The 26,726-nt window shown below is 36.1% G+C and carries 23 protein-coding genes, 2 tRNA genes, 1 pseudogene, 1 riboswitch and 1 other annotated feature; of the genes and pseudogenes, 4 read left to right on the plus strand and 22 right to left on the minus strand.

Annotated elements, in window-relative coordinates; all coding sequences use genetic code 11:
* Positions 1–45: 45 nt before the first annotated feature.
* The 3 genes from ilvN to MHH96_RS22645 form a co-directional block, all read right to left on the minus strand.
* The gene (gene ilvN, locus MHH96_RS22635) at positions 46–564 is read right to left on the minus strand and encodes an acetolactate synthase small subunit (RefSeq protein ID WP_047943555.1); all 519 of its coding nucleotides are present in this window, start codon (positions 562–564) and stop codon (positions 46–48) included.
* Positions 561–2,276, minus strand: a complete 1,716-nt coding sequence (gene ilvB / locus MHH96_RS22640) for an acetolactate synthase large subunit (RefSeq protein ID WP_341118056.1) — start codon at positions 2,274–2,276, stop codon at positions 561–563. Before ilvB ends, ilvN begins: the two co-directional genes overlap by 4 nt.
* Positions 2,277–2,401: 125 nt before the next feature.
* Positions 2,402–2,655 (minus strand) — a binding site (T-box leader).
* A gap of 431 nt (positions 2,656–3,086) precedes the next feature.
* The gene (locus MHH96_RS22645; RefSeq protein ID WP_047943553.1) at positions 3,087–3,278 is read right to left on the minus strand and encodes a YolD-like family protein; all 192 of its coding nucleotides are present in this window, start codon (positions 3,276–3,278) and stop codon (positions 3,087–3,089) included.
* A gap of 531 nt (positions 3,279–3,809) precedes the next feature.
* Here MHH96_RS22645 and MHH96_RS22650 point away from each other — a divergent pair.
* Complete coding sequence (locus MHH96_RS22650; protein ID WP_047943552.1) at positions 3,810–4,205, plus strand: general stress protein; 396 nt, start codon at positions 3,810–3,812, stop codon at positions 4,203–4,205.
* 318 nt (positions 4,206–4,523) lie between these two features.
* Here the strand turns inward: MHH96_RS22650 and MHH96_RS22655 are convergent.
* The 4 genes from MHH96_RS22655 to MHH96_RS22670 form a co-directional block, all read right to left on the minus strand.
* Positions 4,524–4,597 (minus strand) — tRNA-Arg (locus MHH96_RS22655).
* Between the two features lie 166 nt (positions 4,598–4,763).
* Positions 4,764–4,837: transfer RNA gene (locus MHH96_RS22660), tRNA-Arg, on the minus strand.
* A 131-nt stretch (positions 4,838–4,968) separates the two neighbouring features.
* Positions 4,969–5,478: a metallophosphoesterase family protein gene (locus tag MHH96_RS22665; RefSeq protein WP_047943551.1), complete on the minus strand. Its 510-nt coding sequence runs from the start codon at positions 5,476–5,478 to the stop codon at positions 4,969–4,971.
* A gap of 6 nt (positions 5,479–5,484) precedes the next feature.
* Positions 5,485–6,090 (minus strand): XTP/dITP diphosphatase, encoded by a 606-nt coding sequence (locus MHH96_RS22670; protein ID WP_047943550.1) that lies wholly within the window; start codon positions 6,088–6,090, stop codon positions 5,485–5,487.
* 337 nt (positions 6,091–6,427) lie between these two features.
* Here MHH96_RS22670 and MHH96_RS22675 point away from each other — a divergent pair.
* Positions 6,428–7,207 (plus strand): annotated as a pseudogene (locus MHH96_RS22675) (alpha/beta fold hydrolase).
* 103 nt (positions 7,208–7,310) lie between these two features.
* Here the strand turns inward: MHH96_RS22675 and MHH96_RS22680 are convergent.
* From MHH96_RS22680 to gerE, 4 genes are all read right to left on the minus strand, one after another.
* Positions 7,311–8,378 carry a GerMN domain-containing protein gene (locus tag MHH96_RS22680; protein WP_047943548.1) on the minus strand — a complete coding sequence of 356 codons (1,068 nt, stop codon included), beginning with the start codon at positions 8,376–8,378 and terminating at the stop codon, positions 7,311–7,313.
* Between the two features lie 174 nt (positions 8,379–8,552).
* Positions 8,553–9,350: a glutamate racemase gene (gene racE, locus MHH96_RS22685; RefSeq protein ID WP_047943547.1), complete on the minus strand. Its 798-nt coding sequence runs from the start codon at positions 9,348–9,350 to the stop codon at positions 8,553–8,555.
* A 9-nt stretch (positions 9,351–9,359) separates the two neighbouring features.
* A complete protein-coding gene (locus MHH96_RS22690) occupies positions 9,360–9,818 on the minus strand; it encodes a MarR family winged helix-turn-helix transcriptional regulator (RefSeq protein WP_047943546.1) in 459 nt (152 codons plus the stop codon).
* A gap of 248 nt (positions 9,819–10,066) precedes the next feature.
* Positions 10,067–10,291, minus strand: coding sequence for a spore germination transcription factor GerE (gerE, locus tag MHH96_RS22695; RefSeq protein WP_016201768.1), 225 nt, complete (start codon positions 10,289–10,291; stop codon positions 10,067–10,069).
* 345 nt (positions 10,292–10,636) lie between these two features.
* Here gerE and MHH96_RS22700 point away from each other — a divergent pair, with 345 nt between their 5' ends.
* Entirely contained in the window at positions 10,637–11,785 is a 1,149-nt protein-coding gene (locus MHH96_RS22700; RefSeq protein WP_144546657.1) for a hypothetical protein, read from the plus strand.
* Positions 11,786–11,820: 35 nt separating this feature from the next.
* Here the strand turns inward: MHH96_RS22700 and sdhB are convergent, their stop codons facing one another.
* The 3 genes from sdhB to MHH96_RS22715 are packed head-to-tail and all read right to left on the minus strand — an operon-like array spanning position 11,821 to position 15,000.
* Complete coding sequence (gene sdhB, locus MHH96_RS22705) at positions 11,821–12,579, minus strand: succinate dehydrogenase iron-sulfur subunit (protein ID WP_047941933.1); 759 nt, start codon at positions 12,577–12,579, stop codon at positions 11,821–11,823.
* Between the two features lies 1 nt (position 12,580).
* Positions 12,581–14,344 (minus strand): succinate dehydrogenase flavoprotein subunit, encoded by a 1,764-nt coding sequence (gene sdhA / locus MHH96_RS22710; protein ID WP_047941932.1) that lies wholly within the window; start codon positions 14,342–14,344, stop codon positions 12,581–12,583.
* Between the two features lie 47 nt (positions 14,345–14,391).
* Positions 14,392–15,000: a succinate dehydrogenase cytochrome b558 subunit gene (locus MHH96_RS22715; RefSeq protein WP_047941930.1), complete on the minus strand. Its 609-nt coding sequence runs from the start codon at positions 14,998–15,000 to the stop codon at positions 14,392–14,394.
* 587 nt (positions 15,001–15,587) lie between these two features.
* On the opposite strand from MHH96_RS22715, the gene MHH96_RS22720 reads away from it, so the two are divergent.
* Entirely contained in the window at positions 15,588–16,049 is a 462-nt protein-coding gene (locus tag MHH96_RS22720) for a YslB family protein (protein WP_047941929.1), read from the plus strand.
* 76 nt (positions 16,050–16,125) lie between these two features.
* On the opposite strand, the gene MHH96_RS22725 is transcribed toward MHH96_RS22720, so the two are convergent.
* The 8 genes from MHH96_RS22725 to MHH96_RS22760 all read right to left on the minus strand — a co-directional run bounded on the left by MHH96_RS22725 (position 16,126) and on the right by MHH96_RS22760 (position 26,704).
* Positions 16,126–17,355: an aspartate kinase gene (locus MHH96_RS22725; RefSeq protein WP_047941928.1), complete on the minus strand. Its 1,230-nt coding sequence runs from the start codon at positions 17,353–17,355 to the stop codon at positions 16,126–16,128.
* A 169-nt stretch (positions 17,356–17,524) separates the two neighbouring features.
* Positions 17,525–17,707: riboswitch (Lysine riboswitch) on the minus strand.
* Between the two features lie 60 nt (positions 17,708–17,767).
* On the minus strand, positions 17,768–19,540 hold the full coding sequence (uvrC, locus tag MHH96_RS22730) for an excinuclease ABC subunit UvrC (RefSeq protein ID WP_047941927.1): 1,773 nt from the start codon (positions 19,538–19,540) through the stop codon (positions 17,768–17,770).
* A gap of 301 nt (positions 19,541–19,841) precedes the next feature.
* The gene (gene trxA / locus MHH96_RS22735; protein WP_047941926.1) at positions 19,842–20,156 is read right to left on the minus strand and encodes a thioredoxin; all 315 of its coding nucleotides are present in this window, start codon (positions 20,154–20,156) and stop codon (positions 19,842–19,844) included.
* A gap of 131 nt (positions 20,157–20,287) precedes the next feature.
* Positions 20,288–21,247, minus strand: a complete 960-nt coding sequence (locus MHH96_RS22740) for an electron transfer flavoprotein subunit alpha/FixB family protein (RefSeq protein WP_047941924.1) — start codon at positions 21,245–21,247, stop codon at positions 20,288–20,290.
* A 13-nt stretch (positions 21,248–21,260) separates the two neighbouring features.
* Positions 21,261–22,019, minus strand: coding sequence for an electron transfer flavoprotein subunit beta/FixA family protein (locus MHH96_RS22745; RefSeq protein WP_141232338.1), 759 nt, complete (start codon positions 22,017–22,019; stop codon positions 21,261–21,263).
* Entirely contained in the window at positions 22,000–23,682 is a 1,683-nt protein-coding gene (locus MHH96_RS22750; protein WP_047941923.1) for a long-chain-fatty-acid--CoA ligase, read from the minus strand. Before MHH96_RS22750 ends, MHH96_RS22745 begins: the two co-directional genes overlap by 20 nt.
* A 224-nt stretch (positions 23,683–23,906) precedes the next feature.
* Positions 23,907–24,314 carry a DUF350 domain-containing protein gene (locus MHH96_RS22755; protein WP_047941922.1) on the minus strand — a complete coding sequence of 136 codons (408 nt, stop codon included), beginning with the start codon at positions 24,312–24,314 and terminating at the stop codon, positions 23,907–23,909.
* A 38-nt stretch (positions 24,315–24,352) separates the two neighbouring features.
* The gene (locus tag MHH96_RS22760) at positions 24,353–26,704 is read right to left on the minus strand and encodes an endonuclease MutS2 (RefSeq protein ID WP_047941921.1); all 2,352 of its coding nucleotides are present in this window, start codon (positions 26,702–26,704) and stop codon (positions 24,353–24,355) included.
* Positions 26,705–26,726 lie beyond the last annotated feature (22 nt).

Genomic DNA, 26,726 nt, shown 5'->3' on the forward strand with positions numbered 1-26,726 from the left:
TAATCTCCCTTTCGTCTGTAAAATTAGATTTATTTAATATTAGAATTAAACGATAGAATAGTTACTTTTATGAGCTGCTATTTTTTGAGAGCCACGAGGGAAGGCGGTTGTGCCTGTTCTAGCCAATTCTTTAATCCCATATGGTCTAAGCAGTTCAATAAAAGCTTCAATTTTAGATGATTCTCCTGTAATTTGAATAACGAGACTTTCTTTACTTACATCGATTACAGAAGCTCTAAATGGTTCAATTACAGAATATAATTCATGCCTTGTCTGCGGTGTTGCAAGTACTTTAATTAAAGCTAGCTCTCTTTGGACAATTGCTTGATCGGTGATATCCACCACTTTCAAAATATCAATCTGCTTATTTAGCTGTTTTGTGATTTGTTCAATGATGCCATCACTCTCAACATGCACCACACAAGTAATCCTTGAAATTCCTTCATGCTCCGTATGCCCTACCGATATACTTTCAATGTTGTAGTTTCGTTTTGAAAAAAGATTAGTAATTCGGTTTAACACACCAGATTTATTCATAACAGTTAGGCTAATTATTTTCTTCATGGCTTCATCCCTACCATTTCGTGTAATCCTTTACCTGGTGCAATCATTGGATAGACATTCTCATCTGGATCAATACGGAAATCCAATAACACGGGTTCTCTTATCGCTAACACTTCATCTAGAATATTAGCAGCTTCATCAACTGATGTGATTTGATATCCCTTTATTCCATATGCTTCTGCTAAAGCAACGAACGACGGTTGATAAGATTCTTTACTATGTGAAAAACGAGATTCATAGAAAATTTCTTGCCACTGTCTTACCATACCCAACGCCCGATTATTAAAGATAATAATCTTGATTGGCAAATTCAATTCTCTTATTAAGGCAAGCTCTTGACTGCACATTTGGAAGCCGCCATCCCCGCTGATTGCAAGCACTGTTGCTTTTGGATCTGCTAATTGCGCTCCAATACTGGATGGAAGACCAAATCCCATTGTTCCTAAACCTCCAGATGTTACCCATCGATTGGATTCTTTAAAATGATAGTATTGCGCTGCCCACATCTGATGCTGTCCAACATCTGTTGTAACAATCGCTTCCCCTTTTGTTTTTTCAAAGAGCATCTCCAATACTTGCTGCGGTTTTAGAAGATCGGATTCTTTGTAATAATACGGATACTCATTTTTCCAATTTTCAATCTTTTCTAACCATTCTTTATGGTCTGATTGCAAGCCTTTTTGCTTTATTAACATAGTTAATGCTTCTTTCGCATCTGCAACAATTGGAATTTTCGTTGGGATAATTTTGCCGATTTCTGCTGGATCAATATCGATATGGGCTTTAATAGCATTTGGTGCAAAATGAACTAGATTTCCTGTTAATCGATCATCAAATCTTGCTCCAACATTGATTAACAAATCTGCCTCATATAAGGCCATATTAGCGGCATAACACCCATGCATTCCTCCCATCCCAACAAACAACTTATTATCAGCTGGGAAACCGCCTAATCCAAGAAGCGTGTGTACAACTGGAATTTGTTGTTGTTCTGCGTATTCCAGTAATTCTGCACTCGCTTTTGCAAAATTGACACCAGCACCTGCCAAAATTACTGGTTTTTTTGCAGCACTTACAGCTTCAGTTAATTTTCGAATCTGCAAGTAATTCGGCTGTGTCTTTGGCTGATAACCAGGAAGCTCAATATCCTGTTCAGCAGGAACATCCGAAATGGTTGCAGCAATATCCTTTGGAATATCAATTAATATAGGACCAGGTCTTCCACTTGTCGCTATATAGAACGCCTCTTTAATGATTCGTGGAATATCTTCAAGGTTACGAACCTGACAATTATATTTTGTTATTGGGGTAGTGATCCCTAAAATGTCTGCTTCTTGAAAAGCATCTGTACCAATCACCCCTGTTGCTACCTGGCCAGTAAAGACAACTAGCGGTAATGAATCCATCATCGCATCGGCAAGCCCTGTTACAATATTAGTTGCCCCTGGACCTGATGTCGCAATGACTACTCCTGGTTTACCGGAAATTCTCGCATACCCTTCTGCTGCATGAATACCGCCTTGCTCATGTCTAGGTAGAACATGAAATATTTTCGAATCGTAGATCCTATCATAAATTGGTAAGACAGCTCCCCCTGGGTATCCGAAAATAAATTCTACATTTTCTTTCTCCAAAGCCTGCAATAAGAGATCAGCACCAGTTAACGGTTTCACTTGGGCCTTTGTATTTTCAAAGGCAGTCTCCTGTAACATTTGTATAACCTCCCTAAAATACTTTCCTTTTACTTCTTACTACTTTACATAAATACTACCAAGAAAGGCTTTGCTAATAAAAAAACCTTCCCACCTCCAATGATTACTAATGGTTTTTTAGTAAACAAAGGGGTGAAAAGGCATTTCCTTTCCACGGTACCACCCTCATTCATACACTAACGGATAAGTGTATGCACTTTATGAACGGTTCGTTCTCTTTTGATAACGAGTGGAAACACTCGGTTAGCTCTAATAGGGAGACCTTTCAAGCTAACACTCTGAGGTGAGTTCATTAACTATTGGTTCACCGATTTACACCAACCACCGGCTCTCTTTGGAATCCAAATAGAAAACTACTTATCCTCTTCATCGAATTACTATATTTACTATGTTAAACAAAGTCAGTTTGTCATGTTGTCTTTTGGATGTTTTTACAAGTTAAACATCTTGTGTTTTTCATTTATTGAGGTTATCTTACGCTGAATTTAAACAAGAGTCAACACCATTTTTGAGAATTATTTGATTATTTAAACAACAATCCACTAATCAGGAAACGCTTACATTATTGGTCTATAAAGAATGCCTGTACTTTTTAATCGTTCAAAAAATTTTTTAAAATTCTTTTTTTACTGAAAATATATCTACTTTCTTACATTTTCATTTTCCTATGGTGCTCATTATAATAAAATAATTCTTTCTTTTAAAGAAAAGTGTTAAAAAATCTAACATGGTATTTTCATTATGGAACCTTCTCCCTAAAAAAAGAAATGCAATCGTTCCCGAAGAAAGCGATTGCATTAGTGGGTTAAATTAAGATACAGCACAAATATCTTGAATCCACGATAAGCGGATTTGATACGTATTTTCTTTGTCATCTTTTAAATCAATCGTTTGATCGATGAGATTTAACTTCTGAACCTGTCCTTTAATTGTTTCTAATAATCCATTCTTATAATAGTTAATGACTATAAGCCTACTTCTTCCTAATTCCTTGAGAATCATGGTGCATATCTCCTTCTACATTTTTTATATTAATGTTCATCTATTCACATTATTTCATTTCTTGTTTATTTAACTTAAATCTATTATACACAATAATAGTAAGCGTTTTCAAGTAATTTACGTGATTTTCTGAACATTATTTTTCTTACTTCCATTATTACCTATTTTATTTCTCTTTATACCTTTGCAGGTAATTTCATCATCCTCTTTCCTGGAAATTTGTATCCTGAAGGGATTGGAAATTAAGCGCGAACAAACACTTAAATAGGAAAGAGCTATATCTTTTCAACTCTTACATTGTTTGTTAAAAAAGATAACTAATAAAGAGCTTATAAAAGGATTTAATAAAGGATATTTCTCCATCATTATTCTAAAATAAGATAGAAGTATTTTCTTTCCATTTGAAAAACTAACTTGTCAACAATTATAAAAAGGAATCTTTTTTGCCAAAGATATTTACCGTTTATTCTTTTCATAAGTGGGAATATATACTATATGCAAGAATTAATTGTTTAAAGGAGGAATAGGTATATGACAAAAAGTATTGTAGGTATATATGATTCTCCTGAAGCTACAGTAAATGCTATTGAGGAACTACTCTCTAAAGGATATTCACCAAATCATATTTCCGTTATTACAAGAAGTGAACAAACTGCATTAATCGAGCAAGAGACTAATGTAGACACTGCAAGTGGAATTGATGAAGTAGAACCCACATCTTTTTTAGATCGGTTAAAGACTTTCTTTTCCGATACTGATACAGAGCCATATGAAAAAGAGTTACAAGAAGGGAAATACATTGTTCTTCTTGATAATGACGCCGAATCAGAAGAAGAGAAGCTAAATAAATTAAACTTCGATAATAATGAAGTAGAAGTTATGCCATCTCAAACGATGAATACAACAGTAGAACGCAAAAAAGTATAAATAGAAAAAGAGGGTGGACTAAACCCTCTTTTTTTTGAGATTAAATTCACCTCTAACTTATTCCGTTATAGTCAAGCCTCTAATTATAAAAAAGTCAATGCTCCGTTCCAAAGGATTTCGTTATCTACTTTATTTTAAGAAAAGTAGACCAGGAAGTAATTTCTTTTAATTAGGTGAAATTTATTCTTCTTGTACATAAAAATCCTTCAGTTACATTTAAAACTGGAGGTTATTTCAAGCACATTTAAAAATGCTTGGATAATAGAAAAAAGGATTCTGAATCGATGACCGAAGTCATGACAGAATCCTTAATTGGTACGTCCCAGGAGAGATTCGAACTCCCGACCGACGGCTTAGAAGGCCGTTGCTCTATCCAGCTGAGCTACTGGGACATGTTTTATTTTTAATTAATTATTTCAGCGATAACTACCTTTAATAGTATATCATATACCAGGTAATTAGAATAGTTCTTCTAAGCAAATCTTCTGGTTCATTATTCATCTGTAATACATACAAACGTACATCCTGAAACAATCTATTTAAATACTTACAAAAATACGTCCCAGGAGAGATTCGAACTCCCGACCGACGGCTTAGAAGGCCGTTGCTCTATCCAGCTGAGCTACTGGGACATGCTATGTATTTATTCGGTCCTTATGAGGACAATAGTTATTATATGATTATAGCAACATAAAGTCAATAGTTTAGTGAAGCTTTTTTTCCTAATGAGGAATTTTTTTCTTCCTCATTAGGAAAAAGCCGACTAAAAAGGAAATTCACTTGTTAATTCTGGTAGCAATCCACTATAAAAATCATAAACTTCCGTTACAAATCGGTCCATTTCAATAGTTAAAATAACATATGTTTGTTCTTTTCTTCCTCTAGGCAGTCTTAAACTACCGGGATTAATGAAAAGAACATCATCAACTACTTCCATCCCCAAGAAATGAGAATGGCCGAAACAGGCAATATTTGCTCCCACTTCCTTTGCCTTATACAGCAAGTTATTAAGGGAGGATTTGACGCCATATAGATGTCCATGTGTTAAAAAAATCTTTTTGTCTGCAATTTCTTGAGTGGTCTCTGTTGGAAATTTGTCTTCATAATCACAGTTACCTTGAACAGTAATATATCCCTTCATCACTTCTTCACTTGCTGATAGTTCAGAATCTCCACAATGCAGAAATAACTCGACATCTTCTTCATGTCTTTTTTTTAAAGTACCTAACTCGGATACCAATCCATGACTGTCACTTACAATCAAAATTTTCATCCAGTTCTATTTCCCTTCTTTAAAAACAGTCGGAAGCTGTTCTTTTAGTTTTTTCAATGCGTTTGCACGATGACTAATTTTATTTTTCTTCTCAGGCGGCAATTCCGCCATTGCCTTTTCTTCTGCTTCTACATAAAAGATTGGATCATAGCCAAAGCCATATTCTCCTCTTCTTTCCTCCAGAATAACCCCTTCACAAGTTCCAGTAAATGTTAAGGAGTCTTCATTTGGAATCGCAACTGCTAATGTACAACAAAAACGAGCAGTTCGTTTTTCTAATGGTACACCCTCTAATTCATGCAAAACCTTGTCCATATTATCTTGATCATTCTTTTGTTCTCCTGCGTAACGTGCGGAGTATACTCCTGGTCTCCCGTTTAATGCATCAATAACAAGACCAGAATCATCTGAAATAACGACACGATTTAGCAGCTTAGAAATCGTTTCTGCTTTAAGGAGAGCATTTTCTTCAAATGTTGTTCCTGTCTCTTCTACATCTTGGACATCTGGGAAATCTAATAGTGTTTTTACTTCATAGCCAAGTGGTGAAAACATTTGTACAAATTCTTTTGCTTTGCCTGTATTCTTAGTTGCAATAATAATTTCTTTCATTGTAAAACTCCTTTAGTCTCTATTTGTTATTTTCTTATGTTGAACTATGTAAATTATGTACTTTCTTATAGTTTACTACGCTTAAAATCATCCGTCTAATATCAGTATATACCCTTTCTTTCTTATTTCCAAAGGCAGTTTTGTGAAGTTTATGCGATGATATCCATTCGCTCACCTACAGAAAGCAAACCATTATTCCTAGAATCACTTATCACTAAATAAAAATAACACCTTCAAATAAAATTGTTATTTCATTTGAACGAAACAATTTCACCCTTAGAACGTATTTATTATAACAAGCCAATTTATACCACTAATCAAAGAAAAGAGGTAAAACATGTCTTTACACTATCAGGAATATGGTGATAAAAGTGCTCCACTGATGCTATTTATACATGGTGGTGGAGTAAGTGATTGGATGTGGGATAAGCAAATTCAATACTTCACTCATTATCACTGTGTTGTTCCCCTCTTACCTGAACATGGATTGAATAATGATAAAGTTAAATTTACTATAAAAGGGAGTGCAGAAGCATAAATTAAATTAGTGGAAGATAAAGCCAGAGGAAAGAAAGTAATCTTAATTGGATTTTCTTTAGGTTCTCAAGTCATTGTGGAAATGATCAGTATGAAACCAGATATAATGAATCTTGCCATAATCAATAGCGCTTCAGTTAGACCGATTTTATGGGCAAAGAAAATAATAAAACCTACTATTGCATTAACCTACCCATTAATTCAAAATAAAACCTTTTCCAAACTGCAAGCCAGTACACTATATATCAGCGATGACTATTTTGAAAAATATTATGAAGAAAGTTGTCAAATAAGTTCTGATACCCTTGTTCGAGTATTGGAAGAAAATATGTCCTTTCAACTCCCTAAAAATTTTGCAGAGGCCACTGGAAAAATATTGGTTACGGTTGGTGAAAAGGAAAAAGCCATGATGAAAAAATCCGCAAAAGATATTGTGGAGGCAAATTCGAATGGAATCGGCGTGATTATCCCTAATATTGGCCATGGAGTATCTTTCGCTATGCCTGATTTTTTTAATCATATGGTCGAAACGTGGATTCAAAAAGGTGTTTTACCAAATGAATGTAAAGTGATAAGGTAATATTTATTATTTGCTAAGGAAAGTTTTTGTCTCCTAAAAAATAACGCTCATACGAAGAAGGGGATAAGAATATAACCATTCTCATCCCCTTTACCCATTAATATTAGAAGCTACCAGTATTTACATTTTCTGGACGAGTCACTGGTTTAGTTAAGCTTTCCCCTTCTGCGTTCACTAAATCTGCTTCTCCATTCACAGTAACAGCAACACTTTCAATGCCTTCTTGCTCTGTTAAGGATAATACTAATGAATTTAATACTTCATCAGCCAGTACCTTTTCTTCTCCATTTAAGCCACTAGAATATATATTCTCGTTAAAGTTTAACGTAACCTTGCCATCTTCTACAATTGGATCATCCAACAGCTTTACGTCATTAGGTAATAAACTTGTTAGTGCTGCTGCTCCGCCCATACCAGGTCCTTCTATTAGCTCTCCTACTGCAGCAGCGACATTATTTTCTTCGCCATTGCTAATACGCTTCGTTACTGGCACATAATAATAGGAGTCCAACTCTCCGCCAATATAATAAACAGTCAATGGTCTTGTGTTTGTAATGTCTGTGACATCATCTGTATTAATGTTGATGCCATCAGCTCTTGTTAATGCACCTTGAATTGGCGTTTTATTTACAGGCATCTCTGTCAGCTCATGACCATTTAATGAAAGTTTCACACTATCGATGGAATCAAATTGTGTCAATGTCCATGTAATGGATTGCAGGATTTTCTCTTCATCTTTAGCCTCGTATTCTTTGAATTCCTTAGAAAAATCTACAGTAGCCACTTTATCTTTATCTACATTAATACTTATTTTTGTATCTTGAGGAATTACTGCTTGGAAATCATTTGGCAGCAATTCAGAAACTTTCCCACCCTTAACTAAATATTCCAGGCTTTCTTTTGCAATCGAATTCGTTTTTGGCAGGTTTAAAGTTTGAGGAACAACATACCCGTTTTTATCCATTAAGTATAATTCAACTGGCATTGAATCCTCTTTCGCAACTTCACCTGTCGTTTCCTTGTCCGCCTCCTTTTTAACTGCATCCTCTTCATACGAAGTAGTTTGCGGTGGATCGACTTTTTCTTTATCTCCTAACAAGCTACAACCAGAGATCAACACAGATGATATGATAACCGCTGAAACAATGGTCAATTTGTTATTCTTAGACATCTTCATCACTCCTAAGACAGTTTGTACTAATATATATACGAGCCTATATTTTTTTTAGACCGTCTTTAGGATATTTTTTTCAAAAAAAAGACTGTCTCCCTATTTTCATTGCAAAATGTCTAGATAGAAAATCGTCTAAACATGATGTAATGAGACAGAAGGCAGTCTTCTTTATTATGTTAATTTAACTGTTTCAACAGCATGTATTTCTTGATTCAGCCAATTGGACGCGATGCGGGCAAACATCTCTTTTGATCCAGTTGTATAAAAATAATGTTCTACTTGATTCTCTTCAGAAGCAAGTTCATCATGATGGTTGAGAATAGTACTAACTTCGCGGGCAGTTTCTGCTCCAGAACTAATTACCTTAACCTTTTTTCCCATCTCTTCCTGTATAACTTTTGCTAACAAAGGATAATGGGTACAGCCAAGAATTAGAGTATCTATCTCTTTATTCTTTAATGGCCACAGCGTTTCTTTCACAATTTTCCTTGCGACTGGTCCATCATATTCGCCGCTCTCCACTAAAGGGACAAATTTCGGGCATGCTAAACTAACTGTTCTAACTCGATTATTAATCTTCTTTAGTGCTGTTTCATATGCCCGACTTCGAACAGTACCTATTGTTCCAATCATGCCTATATAATTATTTTTCGTTACCTTTATTGCTGTCCGTGCACCTGGAACGATTACGCCAATCACCGGAATAGACAGCTGTTCGCGTATCTCCTCTAGTGCGACCGCAGTAGCTGTATTACAGGCAATCACAAGCATCTTTATATTTTTCTTCAACAGGAACCTAGTCATTTCCCATGTAAATTTCTTCACTTCTTCTCCCGTTCTTGGGCCATATGGACATCTTGCCGTATCCCCTAAGTAAACGATATTTTCAAAAGGAAGCTGGCGCATTATCTCCTTTGCAACTGTTAATCCACCAACCCCAGAATCTATAACCCCTATTGCTCTTTCCAAAAAACCGCCTCATTTTTCTCGCATTACTTGATGTAACCGCATAAAATTTTTCTTTAATTCTTCAATATCTTTCGTTGAGTACTCATTTAATACCTCTTGAAGATAGCCCTGACGCTTCTTGATAACTTCGTCAATTAATCTTTTTCCTTCTTCTAGCATATGAATACGAACCACACGTCGATCATTGGGATCCTTCACTCTTTGGACTAACTGATTTTTTTCCATTCGATCAACTAAATCTGTCGTAGTACTAAACGCAAGGAACATTTTATTAGATAATTCCCCAATCGTCATATCTCCTTCTTCAAATAGCCATTGTAAGGCCACAAATTGAGGAGGAGTCATCGTATAATTACTTAAAATCTCTCTCCCCTTTTGTTTGATAATACCAGATATGTAGCGCATATCCTTTTCGATTGTAGCTATATTCTCTAAGTATTCCTTTACATCTTTCTCTTCAGTCATCATGATTACAACTCCCATATATAAATATACAAATATAATGAATATCCGACAATTTTCTATAAATCAGTACCTTTAATTATAATCTACAATTCTCCCCTCGTAAATGTATAAGGTGAAAAGTTAATGTCCATGTAAAAATTGCCGAATAAAGCCATGATTCCACTACTTATTCACATTAAAAAGAAGATGACCCATATAAGCGGGGTAAGGAGTGGAATTTCCTGCCTGCTTATACATGATCATCTTCTTTATTATAGTTCTAGTTCTCCCATTCTAAGGAGTTCTACAACAGCCTGTGAACGCCCCTTCACGCCCAGCTTCTGCATAGCATTAGAAATATGATTTCGAACTGTTTTTTCGCTTATGAATAAATCACTCGCGATTTCCTTAGTCGTTTTATCTTGGACTAACAGCTCAAATACTTCTCTTTCTCTTTTAGTTAATAATGGCTTGTGAGTAAATTCATTCTCCTTCAAGTAGTGTAACCCTCCTTGCCTTTGCCAGCTATGAACTTTGGGATGGGTATAGTTATAGTCTGAATATATTATGTAGGATGACACCTTGGAGTGACTGGATTTAAGCAAATTAGGAAAGGTTTTTTCGGTTTTTCATCATTAGTACTCCATTTCCATCATTTGACTATAATTTTACGTACTTATGAACTTTCAACACACGAATTTTCAGGATGAAATAGTCAAAATGTAGTACGTGCAATTATAATCACTTTTTCCAAACTTTCTAAAAAACCGTGTTATAATTTAAACAATGAACCTTGGTATCGTAGTAAATTTCTGTTATCAAAGAAAGTTTTGGTGATATAGATGGACTTTAACATTGAATTATTGACAAATTTACATAAAAAAATTCTTCAGGATATGTATTTTGATTATGAAGAGAACAGTACTCCATATATTGATATGGTAACGATTATGGGGAGTCTATTTTACTTTGAACAACAAACGAAAAAGGCGCGAAAAAATAATCACTTAATTGTACCTGTTTTTAATTTAAGTCTCTGGGAAAAAAATAACGATGTCTTAAAAGAGCTAATAGATTGGATAATGGATGAACCAGTTTATCTGAATTTCCAGCAAAATGAAGCAGCGCTGTTGGCTCCATCATTTTTCCTTCCAAATAATCAGGAAGTAACATTGTTTTTGGATGATATGGCATCACTTGTGGGTGTTGCGAAAAATAAATTCCCAGATCTACCCATCGCCTCAGACTACATTCGACTTAAAAACATGAACAATGAACAGAGTAAACAGGAAAAACTAGCTGCTTTTTTGCGCAGTAATGTTTCAGATTCTGGAGAGATCATTCATTTAGGTTCGGCGATTTGCAAGAAGGTCAGAAGAAAACGATCAGCCGCAAGCATATGCTTGCTTGTATCGATTGCAGCAGCAAAAACATATTTTAACGGGAAAGGCAATGTATATGTCTATCAAAATAGCAAAATTAATAAGGACATTTCTATCAATGGGAATGTACTGCTTAAAGCTACTCATCCAAAAACATTTAATTTATTAAATGCTCTTTATTCCGGTTTGGAGCTTGATTTGACTATCCAAACGCCTATCTTACATCGCCCCTTCTATCGTGTGATCAATGAGATGCCTAAAGAATATAAGCTACAAATAAAAAACACGGCAGAGTGTCTCCGGATGAGAGGAGATGGGTATATATCAGCGAAAGTACCATGCGGAATTTGTCTGCCATGCTTGCAAAGAAAAATGGCCTTAGCGGCCAGTAATAATGAAGTATATGATACATTATACCAGTATGATTACGGGCAAAAGACTGCTGATATAAAAAATGAGGAAGATAAACGTATCTTAACAGAGAATCTGCAAGCCCTGGAAGATGCCATTGAATATCTAGAGACAAATGTTAGTAGACTAGCTAGCGAGGAACAAACAATAGCAGAGGAATTCATTTTCGCTTATCACCAATTTAAGGAAAAATATTAACACAAGAAAGACCACCTTAACTGGTGGTCTTTTGTTTAATGATCACTTCCAAAGAACTCTTTAAATGCTTGGAACGTTGTTTCTCGGTTTAAGGCTGCAATCGACGTTGTCAGTGGAATGCCTTTTGGACAGGACTGCACACAGTTTTGAGAGTTACCGCAGTTAGCTAGTCCGCCATCTCCCATTATCTCATGAAGTCTTTCCTCTTTATTCATCTCTCCTGTTGGATGTGAATTAAAGAGACGAACTTGAGAAAGAGGTGCTGGTCCAATGAAATTAGATTTACTATTTACATTCGGGCAAGCTTCTAAGCAGACTCCACATGTCATACATTTCGATAGCTCATATGCCCACTGGCGTTTTTTCTCTGGCATTCTTGGTCCAGGTCCTAAATCATATGTGCCATCAATTGGTATCCATGCTTTAACTTTCTTTAAGCTGTCAAACATGCGGCTTCGATCGACTTGCAGATCGCGCACCACAGGGAATGTTCTCATTGGCTCTAGACGAATCGGCTGTTCTAATTGATCAATAAGCGCTGTACAGGATTGGCGTGGTTTACCATTGATGACCATAGAACAGGCTCCGCAAACTTCTTCCAAACAGTTCATATCCCAAGCAACTGGAGAGGTTTTTTTTCCGTCGCTTGTAACTGGATTTCTGCGAATCTCCATTAATGCAGAAATAATGTTCATATTAGGACGATAAGGCAAAGTAAATTCTTCTACATAAGATGGTGAATTAGGGTCATCTTGTCTTTCAATTTGTAATGTTACTGTTTTTTGCTCCCCCATTTTATTTCACTCCCTCTTTTTGCTTTGAATAATCTCTTTTTCTCGGTTTAATTAAGGAGGTATCTACTTCTTGGTAATGGAAATCTGGTGCCTCATTTGCGCCCACAAATTTAGCCATTGTTGTTTTTAAGAAATCTTCATCATTTCTTTCTGGAAATTCTGGTTTATAATGTGCTCCACGGCTTTCATTTCGGTTATATGCACCGAGGGTAATCACACGTGCTAGCTGAAGCATATTTTCTAATTGACGCGTAAATACGCCTCCTTGGTTAGACCATTTTGCTGTATCATTGATATTAATATTTTTATAACGCTCTAACAGCTCTTGAATCTTGTCATCTGTTGCCAGCAGCTTATCGTTGTAACGAACTACTGTAACGTTATCTGTCATCCATTCCCCTAATTCTTTATGAAGCACATAGGCATTTTCTGTTCCATCCATTTTCAAAATACCCTGCCATTTAGCTTCTTCTGCTTTAATAGCGGAATCATATATGGATGATGATAAATCTTCTGCGCTTTTGCTTAATCCGCTTATATATTTAACCGCATTCGGACCAACTACCATGCCGCCATAAATTGCTGAAAGCAAGCTATTGGCACCTAAGCGGTTTGCTCCATGCTGTGAATAATCACATTCACCAGCAGCAAATAAGCCTGGAATATTTGTCATTTGATCGTAATCTACCCACAATCCACCCATGGAGTAATGAACAGCAGGGAAAATTTTCATCGGAAGTTTACGAGGATCTTCACCAGTGAATTTTTCGTAAATCTCGATAATGCCGCCCAGTTTAATATCAAGCTCTTTTGGATTTTTATGGGATAAATCTAAATACACCATGTTTTCTCCATTGATGCCGAGCTTTTGATCGACACATACATGGAAAATCTCGCGTGTGGCAATATCCCTTGGTACAAGGTTTCCATAAGCTGGGTACTTTTCTTCTAAGAAATACCATGGCTTTCCATCTTTATACGTCCAGATACGACCGCCTTCTCCACGAGCTGATTCACTCATTAAACGTAATTTATCATCACCAGGTATTGCAGTTGGATGGATTTGAATAAATTCACCATTTGCATAATAAGCTCCTTGCTGATAAACAACAGATGCTGCTGAACCAGTATTTATAATGGAATTTGTGGATTTCCCAAAGATAATTCCAGGGCCGCCAGTTGCCATAATAACAGCGTCTGCAGGGAAGGACTTAATCTCCATTGTTTTTAAATCCTGTGCCTTAATTCCTCTGCATACCCCTTCATCATCTGTGATAATTCCAAGGAACTCCCAGCCTTCATATTTCACGACAAGCCCGTCGACTTCGTATCTTCTTACTTGCTCATCCAATGCGTATAGAAGCTGTTGTCCTGTAGTTGCACCTGCAAAAGCGGTTCTGTGATACTGTGTTCCTCCAAAACGGCGGAAGTCCAGTAATCCTTCCGGTGTACGATTAAACATAACTCCCATTCGGTCCATCAAGTGGATAATGCCCGGGGCTGCCTCCGCCATTGCTTTAACCGGTGGCTGGTTTGCTAAGAAGTCACCGCCATAAACCGTATCATCAAAATGCTCCCATGGAGAATCTCCTTCTCCCTTTGTATTCACCGCTCCATTGATCCCGCCTTGAGCACAAACAGAATGTGATCTTTTTACAGGCACAAGGGAAAATAATTCTAAAGGAGTCCCTGTCTCTGCTACTTTGATTGCTGCCATTAATCCTGCTAAACCACCGCCAACGATGATCACTTTCCCTTTCTTCATAACAAACGTTCACTCCTTCATCTATTGCTCTACTAATCTAGTATTTATTAAACAAACGCGAAGATTGCTCGTACACCTACAATTGATAATGCAACAAATATTCCTAGCGTTACATATGTATTAATTCGTTGAGACTTTGGCGAAACAGTAATTCCCCAGCTTACACAGAATGACCATAAACCATTTGAGAAGTGGAAAATCGTGGAGATTACACCCACTAAATAAAATGCAAGCATCCAAGGATTTGCTAAATTTTCACTCATCATGTCATAATTTACTTCTTGGCCTAATTGAGCTGCTACTCTTGTTTCCCAAACATGCCAAACGATAAAAATTAACGTAATGATCCCTGTCACTCTTTGGATATAGAACATCCAATTTCGAAAGAAACTATAATTTTTTGTATTATTTTTGGCTGTAAACGCAATATAAATTCCATAAATTGCATGATACAAAATCGGTAAAAATATTACAAAAATTTCAAGAAAATACCGAAAAGGTAAATGCTCCATAAAGCCAGCTGCCTTGTTAAAAGCTTCTGGACCTCTAGTTGCAAAGTGATTGACAACTAAATGTTGGATTAAAAATACACCTACTGGGATCACTCCTAATAACGAGTGAAGCCTTCTGAATAAAAACTCTCGATTTGCTGCCATAAAATTCCCCCCTAATTGATGACATACTCCCATTGCCCATAAAGCGATAACATAACCAAAAATTCTTACAATTTAGTGACAATTTAATTGTACTCTTAAAAAAAAATGCGGTCAAGAAAACGGATACATTAAATAAATTTTCTTTCGCTTTTTTTCTATCTATATGTCCAAAAAAAGGAAAAATTTCCTCTTTTCTCTTCTTCGCATAAATTTAACATACAAATCAAATAATAGAATCAATGCAAAGGACATGAACAAATATTGATTTTATCGTTATGAAAGCAAAACTTTTTCCTTTAAAAGGAAAAGATATTTTAAAACATAATTTAAAAAATCGCTTATTTTCAAATAGATTTTTCCCGTTTTTTAGTCACCCTAATTCAAAAATCGTTCCCTTTTCTTATGATTTTTTTCCGTTTTTACAGTATACTATTTAGACAATATATTTTATTCTATTTTATTTGGATTCCGTACTTTTGGCATAACCAATGTATGGAAATATCACAAATGCCAAAATGATTACTTTTATGAAGAGACTATCTTGTAATTATGTAAATATAATAGAATCATAGAAAGAGGAGAGCATATTGAGTGATTTAACATCCTTAGAAGAAAAAACACAGGTGGAGTCAGATCCCCTTACTGTTCCCGCATATGGATATGAATTAATTCGAGAGATACTTATCCCCGAATTATTAGGCCGGGATACGCCTGATCTGTTATATTGGGCCGGTAAACGTATTGCCCGATTATTTCCTTTAAATGCTGTAGAAGAAGCGTACGCTTTTTTTCAAAAAGTCGGATGGGGAAATTTAGAAGTAGTTAAGCAAACAAAAAACGAAATTATCTATCAATTATCCAGCGAGCTGATTGAAAAAAGATTAAAGGAAAAAGGGAAATGCACATTTCAATTAGAAGCAGGTTATTTAGCTCAACAATATGAACAGACAAAAAAGGTTATTGCTGAAGCCTTTGAAGATCCAAAAAGAAAAGAAAAAAAAGTAACCATAACGGTTCGCTGGGATAGTAAAGATCCTATAGAAGAGTAAAAAGAACTCTAAAGGAGAGAAGAATTTTAATAGTCTTCCTTCCTTTGGAGTCTTTTTTGCTTCTACTAATCATTTCTTATACATGCACAGGCAATTTGCTTAATTCAAATGCATCGTGAAGAATTTCTACAGCTTTCACCATCTTCTCTTTCTCAATTACTGTTGATACTTTAATTTCGGATGTGCTTACCATTTTAATAATAATTTTTTCTTGTGATAATACTTTAAACATATCTGCTGCAACACCAGGATTTGAAATCATTCCAGAACCGACTATCGATACTTTTGCCAATCCTTGTTCAGAAGTTACTTTATCGTATCCTAATTCCGCTTTATTTTCTTCTAGCACATTCAATGTTTCTTCTAAGTCACTATCTTTTATCGAAAAAGATAAGTTTGTCAGCTGGTCATTTGTTAAGCTTTGAATAATAATATCGACATTTATATGATGGGACGCAAGGGTGGTGAAAATAGTAGAGAGACTTGTTAAGGGATTTCTTAAGCCAAATACCGTCACACTCGTAATATTGTCCTCAAATGCCACTCCGCGTACAACTAAATTTTGTTCCATGGAAACTTCCTCCTCGATGATTGTTCCTTCTTCTTGTTCCATACTTGAGCGAACCACTAATGGTACTTGATAGTTTTTTGCATATTCTACTGCTCTTGGATGTAGGACTCCTGCCCCTAAATTAGCTAATTCCAACATTTCATCATAAGAAATCGCTAATAGTTTTCGTGCACTTTTCACAAAACGAGGGTCGGTTGTAAAAACGCCTGTTACATCTGTGTAAATATCACATTTATCTGCTTTTAAAGCTGCTGCAATCGCAACCGCCGTTGTATCAGATCCACCTCGTCCAAGTGTTGTTATATCCCCTGTGTCAGTCACTCCCTGAAATCCAGCAACTACTACTACTTTTCCTTGTTGTAGCTGTTCTTGTACTTTTTCTGTTTGTATCTTTACTATTCGCGCATTCCCATGAACATCCTCTGTTTCTATTCCTGCTTGCCAGCCAGTATAGGAAATGGCGTCTACTCCTTTTGCCTGTAAAGCCATAGATAGTAAGCTGATGGTAATTTGCTCTCCTGTGGATAGTAAGACATCCATTTCTCTTTTAGATGGCTTTGGATTTATTTCACTTGCAAGCGTTACAAGCGAATCGGTTGTTTTCCCCATAGCGGATACGACGACGACTACATCATTGCCACGATTTCTTTCTTCGATTACTCTTTCTGCTACATGAAGAATTCTTTCTGCACTGCCTACGGAAGTACCACCAAACTTTTGTACAACTAATCCCACTTCATTCCCTACCTTCTTGTAATCTTAGAGGTTTCTTTTTATTTCTCATTACTTTTCTTTATGTACTTTTTATTTCTCTTTGGCTATCTTAATGAATAAAAGACAAATAAAAAAAGCAATGAGAATATCTCATTGCCGTGCAGTTGAATATAATATATTTATGCACAAACAGTGAGATAGCTCTCCAAAACAGTTCCTTGTTTTGACAGTCTTACATTTATTCAATGCAAAACCAGCAAAGAAAGTCATGAGAACTTTCCTTACTTCGGCGATCTATCCCTTTCATAATTCTTCCCTGAAGCTCATTCTTCTCCGAATTATTACTCTTGAAGTTCGCACCTCTACCTTCACTTATTAAGTTATAAGTTGCCATCATTATAGCACAGTGGATTCATTCCGACAAATAAATTTTTTATTCCTTTAATTTAGCAAGTAATTGTTCAGCCACATTTGCGGGAATACCTGCTTCCACAAATTCTTCGATCGTAGCTTCTTTCATTTTCTTCACAGATCCAAAGGTTTTTAAAAGTAATTTTCTGCGCTTTTCTCCAATTCCAGGAATGTCATCCAATAAAGACTGAAAAGCATTCTTCCCTCTTAATTGACGATGAAACGTAATTGCAAAGCGGTGAACTTCGTCTTGGATTCTTTGTAATAAATAGAATTCCTGACTATTTCGCTCAAGCGGGATAATCTCCAATGGATTTCCGAATAGTAGTTGAGAAGTGCGGTGCTTATCATCCTTTACTAAGCCAGCAACTGGAATATCTAAGCTTAATTCATCGAGTAGAACTTCTCTAACTGCTTCAAGATGCCCTTTTCCACCATCAATTAATAGTAAATCTGGAAGTGGCAGCCCTTCTTTTAAAACGCGCTGATATCTTCTTCGAACTACTTCCCGCATGGATTCATAATCATCTGGTCCTTTTACCGATTTGATTTTATACTTGCGGTATTCTCGTTTCGCTGGTTTTCCATCGATAAAGACAATCATCGCTGAAACCGGATTCGTCCCTTGAATATTACTGTTATCAAATGCTTCAATCCGCAGAGGTGTGTAAATCCCCATTTGTCTGCCTAGGTTTTCCACTGCTTTTATCGTACGCTCCTCATCACGTTCGATTAATGCAAACTTCTCTGTTAAAGCATTCTTCGCATTTTTATTAGCTAATAATACAAGTTCCTTTTTTTGCCCTCTCTGTGGCTTTATCACTTTTACATTTAATAATTCTTCGACAATATCTCCTTGGATCTCGTCTGGAAGATAAATTTCCTTTGGTTTAAAATGATTGGCTTTCTCATAAAACTGACCTAGATATGTTAGCATTTCCTCTTCAGGCTCTTGATAAATTGGAAACGTACTTACATCGCGTTCAATTAACTTTCCTTGACGAACAAAAAATACTTGAACACACATCCAGCCTTTATCATAGGAATAGCCAAAAATATCTCTGTCTATTAAATCCGTCATCATCATTTTTTGCTTTTCCATTGTTGCCTCGATATGAGCGATTTGGTCGCGGTATTCCTTGGCGCGCTCAAAGTCTAATTCTTCTGATGCTGCCATCATTTTTTCAGATAGTTCTTTTTTAATATCTTTATATCCACCATTTAAGAACTTGGTGATATCATCAGTCATCTTCTTGTATTCTTGTTCGGTAACCTCATTTACACAAGGAGCTAAACATTGTCCTAAATGATAATATAAACAAACTCTATCTGGCAGCACATTGCACTTACGTAAAGGGTAAATACGATCAAGAAGTTTTTTCGTTTCATTTGCTGCTTGGACGTTTGGATATGGGCCAAAGTACTTGCCCTTATCTTTCTTTACATTTCGAGTTGTAATCAGCCTTGGATGCCTTTCAGCCGTCAATTTAATAAATGGATAGCTTTTATCATCCTTCAGCATAATATTATATTTTGGATCATGCTTCTTAATTAAATTTATTTCTAATATTAATGCTTCAATATTGGAAGAGGTTATGATGTATTCAAAATCTTCAATTTCATTGACTAGTCTTAATGTCTTACCATCATGAGAGCCTGTAAAGTAGGAGCGAACTCGATTTTTTAATACCTTTGCTTTTCCTACATAAATAATGGTACCTTGTCGGTCCTTCATCAAATAACATCCAGGCTGATCAGGTAAGATCATTAATTTATTTTTAATGATGTCGTTCACAATTTTCCCTCCCAGCTCACAAACCTTATAAACGAACATATATACTATCTTCTCTAATTATAGAGAATTTCATCGATTCATCAAGGAAAAAGTATGGAATGGGAATATTTTAGGGAAAACGGTTTATGCTTACATGAAGAATTAGGATTTTATTGCGATGTAATGTTGATAACTTGATCTGCTTTTATCGGATTATTCTTATGCTTCACTTTTATACCACAAGTTTATTTTCTCCATCAAAAAACCTGCAGACACTAGGAGTGTCTACAGGTCTTTCTCTTTCAAAAAAAGAAAGAGTTCATTAAACATGTTTAGCTAATAGTTCAGAAAGAGCTTCTTTTGGTTGGAATCCAACTACTTTATCTACTACTTCACCGTCTTTAAGAACAAGTAAAGTTGGGATGCTCATTACGCCAAATTTAGATGCTGATCCTTGGTTTTCGTCTACATCTACTTTAACGATTTTTACGCTATCTCCCATTTCGCCGTCAAGTTCTTCAAGAACTGGAGCGATCATTTTACAAGGTCCGCACCATGGTGCCCAGAAATCTACTAATACTACACCTGAACCTGTTTCTTCTTGGAATGTTTGATCTGTTGCATGTGTAATGGCCATTTATAATTTGCCTCCTTATTTGATAAACTAACAATATCGAAAGTATACCATGGTTTCTTTGATGATACTAATAATATGTTTCAAATATCATTTTCCCCTACTATCAGCTAATACATTCACCTATAATTAGATCATTCCCATTCTTTTAATAAAGAAGGTATTATTTCAAAAATATCTCCCACAATCCCATAATCAGCTACTTCAAAAATTGGAGCATTTGGATCTTTATTAATAGCAATAATGGTTTTGGCAGACGTAACGCCAACAAGATGTTGAATAGCCCCTGAAATTCCGCAGGCGATGTATATATCTGGAGCCACGGTTTTTCCTGTCTGTCCAAGCTGAATGGAAGCATCACATACTCCTAATTCTACTGCACCTCTGGAAACACCGACTGTTCCTCCAAGAGTGTCAGCTAATTTCTTCACTAGTGCAAATCCCTCTTCATTTTGAATACCTCTTCCAGCGCCCACGATAATTTTTGCATCCACTAAGCCAGCTGCCTTTTCTCTTTTTTGTTCGAGTCCAATTAAAGTAGCTACTGGCTTATCGATATTTACTTTCAAAGAATGGACAGCTGGTTTTGTTTTCTCCTTCTTTGGGAGAGGCTTCCATTTTTTAGGCTTTATTGTTATAAGAAAAGAAGAACCTTCCACTTCTGTTCGTTCCGTTAATTTACCAGAATAAGCAGACCGAGTTATAGACAGTTTGTTATCATGAAGGACAAAACTCTCTATATTTGAAAGTAAGGGTAGATTCCATTTCTCACTTAAATACGGGAAGATGGATCTGCCGATATCATTGTGTCCACATAAAAGAATAGAGGGTTCAAGTTGTTCCCAAACAGATAAGAGGGCTTTTATATATGATTCATTCGAAAATCTAGCTAACAAAGGGTGTTCCACGATAATGATTTGATCGACATCCGTTTCATTCCATTCAGATGCGTTCGTTCTCATATCCTCTCCCATTAGCAAGAGAATTGTTTCTGCCTCCGTTTTTAATTCCTTTGCTGCTGAAATACACTCAAGGGTAATGGAGGCAATTTTTCCTTCTTGATGTTCTCCCACCACAACGATTTTTCCCTTCATATTAACTCCTCCATTACAATGACTTTAATAATTTGGATAAGGAAGCAACTTGATCTTTTATTTCCCCTTGCAACATCATTTTTTTACGATTTAATTGTGGATATGAATAGTGGCTGAGCGTTTTTGCGTGGTTTTCCTTTACCTGGATAAATCGAAAAGGCTTCTTTTTTGCTTTCATGATCCCAGCAAGTGATGGCAATCTTGGAACGTGTAAACTTTGTGGAATGGTAGCTAAAAAAGGAAACGGAACTTGATATGTTTCGATGTCTCCATCTGCATTTCTTTTAATTTTTGCATGTTTTTCCTCTTGTTCGATTCGAATTGCTTTCACAAAGTAGGGAATATCTAATAAAGCAGCAACCCTAGGACCTACTTGACTTGTTGCTCCATCTGTAGAAAAATCTCCTGCTAATAGAACATCGTAGTCTATATTTTGCAAATATTCTTGTATCTTTTTAGCTATATGAGCTGGATGATCTTCATCAGGATTAGATTCTATTAAAACAGCTTGATCTGCTCCCATAGCTAAAGCTGTTCTCAATTGCTTTTCTCCTTCTTTTTTACTTACCATCAGCACCGTTATATGCCCACCATATTTTTCTTTTAATTGTAGGGCTTCTTCTAAACTTATCGCATCTGGTGGATTGATGATAAACTCTTTTTCCTCTACCAGTACTTGTTCTTCTTCAAGTACGAGGGTAGCCTCAGGAGAAACGGTTCTCGATAATAAAACCACAATCTGCAATGATTCATTACTCATTTTCTTCTTCACTTTCTTTCTTCAATTGTCTTCTTAATACTTTTCCTACTGCTGTTTTCGGAAGTTCTTCTCTAAATTCATAAATACGAGGTACTTTAAAAGATGCCAATTTCCTACGCATAAACTGATTCAGTTCTTCTTCTGTAACCGTCATTCCTTCGCGCAATACAATAAATGCTTTCACTGTCTCTCCCCTATAAGGATCCTTCACTCCCACAACTGATGCTTCCATGACAGCTGGGTGCTCATACAAAACTTCTTCAATTTCACGAGGATAGATATTAAAGCCGCCTGCAATGATAATGTCCTTTTTCCGATCGACGATATAAAAATACCCTTTCTCATCCATATATGCGATATCACCAGTTAGTAACCAGCCATCTTTTAAAACCTTATTGGTTTCTTCATCATTGTTCCAATATCCTTTCATCACTTGCGGCCCCTTAATTGCAAGCTCCCCAACTTCTCCCACTGGCAATATTTCACCTGACTCTAATGAAAAAATAGCTGCATCAGTCCCTGGCCAAGGAACACCAATACTTCCTTTTACAATTTCATTGTCCCAAAGAAAATTCACGTGGGTAACAGGAGATGTTTCCGTTAATCCATAGCCCTCTACTATTTTCCCGCCTGTCTTTTCCTCAAATTTCTCAATAACCTCAACTGGTAATGGAGCAGAACCACTAATCGCTCCTTTAATCGAGGAAAGATCGTATTGGCTTATGTCTGGATGATTCATTAAACCAATGTAGATAGTAGGTGCTCCTGGAAAGACAGTTGGCTTTTGTTTATGGATTGTTTTTAACAAACCACTCGCATCAAATTTCGGAACAAGAATCATTTTATATACTTCCATTACTGATAATACAAGAACTGTCATAAGTCCATACACATGAAATAATGGCATGACGGCAAGCATTTTTTCTTTTCCCTTTTCCATCTTATATAGCCATTGTCTGCACATAGAAGTATTGGCTACTAAATTTTGATGGGTGAGAATAACTCCCTTTGGAAAACCTGTCGTTCCGCCAGTGTATTGTAGAATCGCTATATCTTCTTCAAAATTTATCGGTACTTCCTTTAGGACTGATTCTTTGGACTTTAATGTTTGGGTATATAGATGAGTAGAGTTTGATGATGTAATTGTTGGAGGTTTTCCTTGCTCTTTCGCTTGAATGAATGGATAGACAATATTTTTGGGAAATGGGAGATAATCTTTAATAGATGTAACAATAATATGTTCAAGATCTGTTTGCTTCATTACTCTTTCCACTCTGTTGTAGAGCATATCTAATGTTATAATTACTTTCGCCCCTGAATCTTTCATAATAAATTCTATTTCTCGCTCTTGATAAAGCGGATTTACTGGTACAGCAATAGCTCCCGCCTGCAAGATTGCATAGAAACTAATAACTGTTTGTGGAATATTCGGCAGCATTACTGCAACCCTGTCCCCTTTTTTTACACCTAAGTGCTGCAAATATGCTGCAAATTGCAATGTTTTCTTATAAAGTGTTTTAAACGTCATTTCTTTTCCCATAAAATGAATAGCTTTATGTTTTGGATACTCATTTGCCGCGTATTTTAATAATTGTGGGAGAGTATCTGCACGATAATAAACATTTTTGGCAATTTGATCAGGATAAAGTTTTAACCATCTTTTCTCTGTTTCCAACACAATTCCTCCATTTAATTCTATTGTTGTACTAGCTTATTATATGGAGGAACATATTCATTGGATTATGTATAAGCCTACTTTCCCCTTAATTGACACAATTCCGCATAAAAAACAGCCTTTTTAAATGTAACTAAAAAAGCCAAACAATCATGCGAATGTGATTTGTTTGGCTTTTTAGCTGGAATTTTTATGTCCTAGCTCCCTTTAAAATACTATATTTATTAAGAGATACCTGCCCCAATTACAAAAGATAAACCAACAGAAATAATCATAGAAATAAAGCCGACTGCTCGATTATCATTTTTTATTTCATCGTCAATATTAAATTTAGGGGTTAAAAATTCAAAGATGAAATAACCAATTAACAATAGGACAAAACCATATACACCCCAGATAATCATTTTCAGTAAAGAATCATTTTGCATAATCGAATGGCTGAAAACATTCGCTATTCCAAAGATTTTCCCGCCTGTCGCCATCGCAACTGCTAGATTCCCATTTTTTATTTCATCCCAATTATTATATTTTGTTACAAGTTCAAATATAGCTAAAAATACAACAAGGCTTAAAATAACAACACTATAATCGCCGGCCGTTTTTACATATTCATTTTCCCAAAATTGTGCCATAAGGTTTCTCCTCTACCTTTATTCTCCCAAAAGAAAGTTTATTTAAATTCGACAACCGTTACACCACTGCCGCCTTCTCCTGCTTCTCCAAAACGAATCCTTTTTACAGCCCGATGATTTTTCAAATACTCTTGAACACCTGAACGAAGGGCTCCTGTTCCTTTTCCATGAATAATGGAGACTCGTGGATAGCCAGCAAGCAGACTATCATCTATATACTTTTCTACTCGAGCAAGAGCATTTTCGAATCTCTCGCCACGTAAATCTAACTCCAAGCTAACGTGATAATCCTTTCCTTTTATCGTGGTTAGTGGTTTTGTTTCTACCACCTTTGGTGCTTTGATGAATTCAAGATCTTTTTCTTTGACCTTCATTTTCATAATACCAATTTGGACTTGCCATTCTTTATCGGAAACTTTTTCTAGTAATTGTCCTTTTTGATTAAAGGTTAGAACCTTTACTTCATCGCCAGGCTGATAAACATGGTTCGTCTTCGACGCAGCTGGTTGTTTTTGTCTTTCTATTTGTGGTGTTGCATCCTCTAAACGTTTTCTTGCATCAATTAGTTCATGTTCTTTTACTTCTGCTCGTTTTTCGAGCTGCATTTTTCGTAAATCGCCAATAACAGCTTCGGCCTCTTTTTTAGCATTTTCGATAATTTCTTTCGCTTCTCTTTTTGCTTTTTCTTGCAGTGTTTCTTTCTTCTCGTAATATTCCATTACTTGTTTCTGTAAATCACGATGTAGCATTTCCGCTTGTTTTAATAAATCTTTCGCTTCTTCATGCTCTCTTTCCGCTTGCTTACGACTATTCTCCAGGGAGGCAATCATATTCTCGATTTTATTGCTATCCTCGCTTACATGTGACCGAGCTGTATTAATCACATCTTCCTTTAAGCCCAACCGCTTACTAATTTCAAAGGCATTACTTCTTCCCGGTACTCCAATAAGTAATCGATATGTCGGGCTTAATGTTTCAATATCAAATTCCACACTTGCATTTACAACGCCTTCGCGATTATATCCATAAGCCTTTAACTCTGGATAATGAGTAGTCGCAATAACTCTTGCTCCGCGTTTGTTTACTTCATCGAGAATCGAAATAGCTAGAGCTGCTCCTTCTTGAGGATCTGTTCCAGCTCCTAACTCATCAAATAAAACAAGACTTTCATGATCTACTTTTTCAAGAATACTAACAATATTAACCATATGGGAAGAGAACGTACTTAAAGACTGTTCAATGGATTGTTCATCCCCTATATCTGCGTATACAGATTTAAAAACGCCCATTTCCGAACCGTCTAATACTGGAATCTGCAGGCCTGCTTGTGCCATTAAAGTACATAGACCTACTGTTTTTAAAGTTACTGTTTTACCGCCCGTATTTGGTCCGGTAATAACGATAGATGTATAGGAATCCCCAAGAATAATATCATTCGCCACCACAACCTCTGGCGGTATAAGTGGATGCTTCGCTTTAAGCAGAACAATCTTTCCTTCATTATTAATTTTTGGTTTGGATGCTTTTAACCGATGAGCATATTTTGCTTTTGTAAACATAAAATCAATTTCTGCTAATACAGTGACAATATGCAATAGCTCTTCTTCATATTGTGCTACGAGTGCCGTTAATTGCGTTAAGATACGATCAATTTCTTGTTGTTCTTTGACCCGAATAGCTTGAAGTTCATTATTTAGTGTCACTACAGACTGTGGTTCAATAAAGAGGGTTTGCCCAGAGGCACTTTGATCATGAACAATCCCCCCATAATTGCCTCGATATTCTTGCTTAACCGGGATAACATACCGATCATTTCTGATTGTAATAATACTGTCAGACAGCATTTTTTGGGCACTTGAAGAACGAATCATACTTTCTAGTTTCTCTCGTACTTTTGATTCATTTCTACGCAGCTGATTTCTTAATGTTCTAAGGGCATCACTTGCACTATCCATCACTGCACCTTGTTCATCAATAGCCATCTTGATTTCTTCTTCTACTTCGACAAGCACCATGATACTGTCTGTTAAAGTAAACAGTATCGGAATAGGCTCTTCTTCATGAAATTCTTCAATAAATCGTTTCATTTGTCTACTAGCATGAACGGTACTGGCAATCTGATTTAATTCAGCTGGACTAAGCATACCGCCAATAGAGGATCTTTTCACATGGGCGCGGATATCATAGATTCCATCAAGAGGGATGGATCCACGCATGCGATATACCTTAGCAGCTTCATCTGTTTCTTCTTGCCAGCTTACAACTTCATTATAATCAGTAGATGGAACTAATTCCTCCACTTTATTTCTTCCCAATGAAGAAGATGCATGCTCGATTAATTGATCTTTAATTTTATCAAATTCTAACGTTTTAAATACTCTTTCCTGCATGGAGTAATCTCCTTTGCTATCC

The sequence above is a fragment of the Niallia sp. FSL K6-0212 genome (genome assembly GCF_038007605.1).
Taxonomy (GTDB): Bacteria; Bacillota; Bacilli; order Bacillales; family Cytobacillaceae; genus Niallia; species Niallia circulans.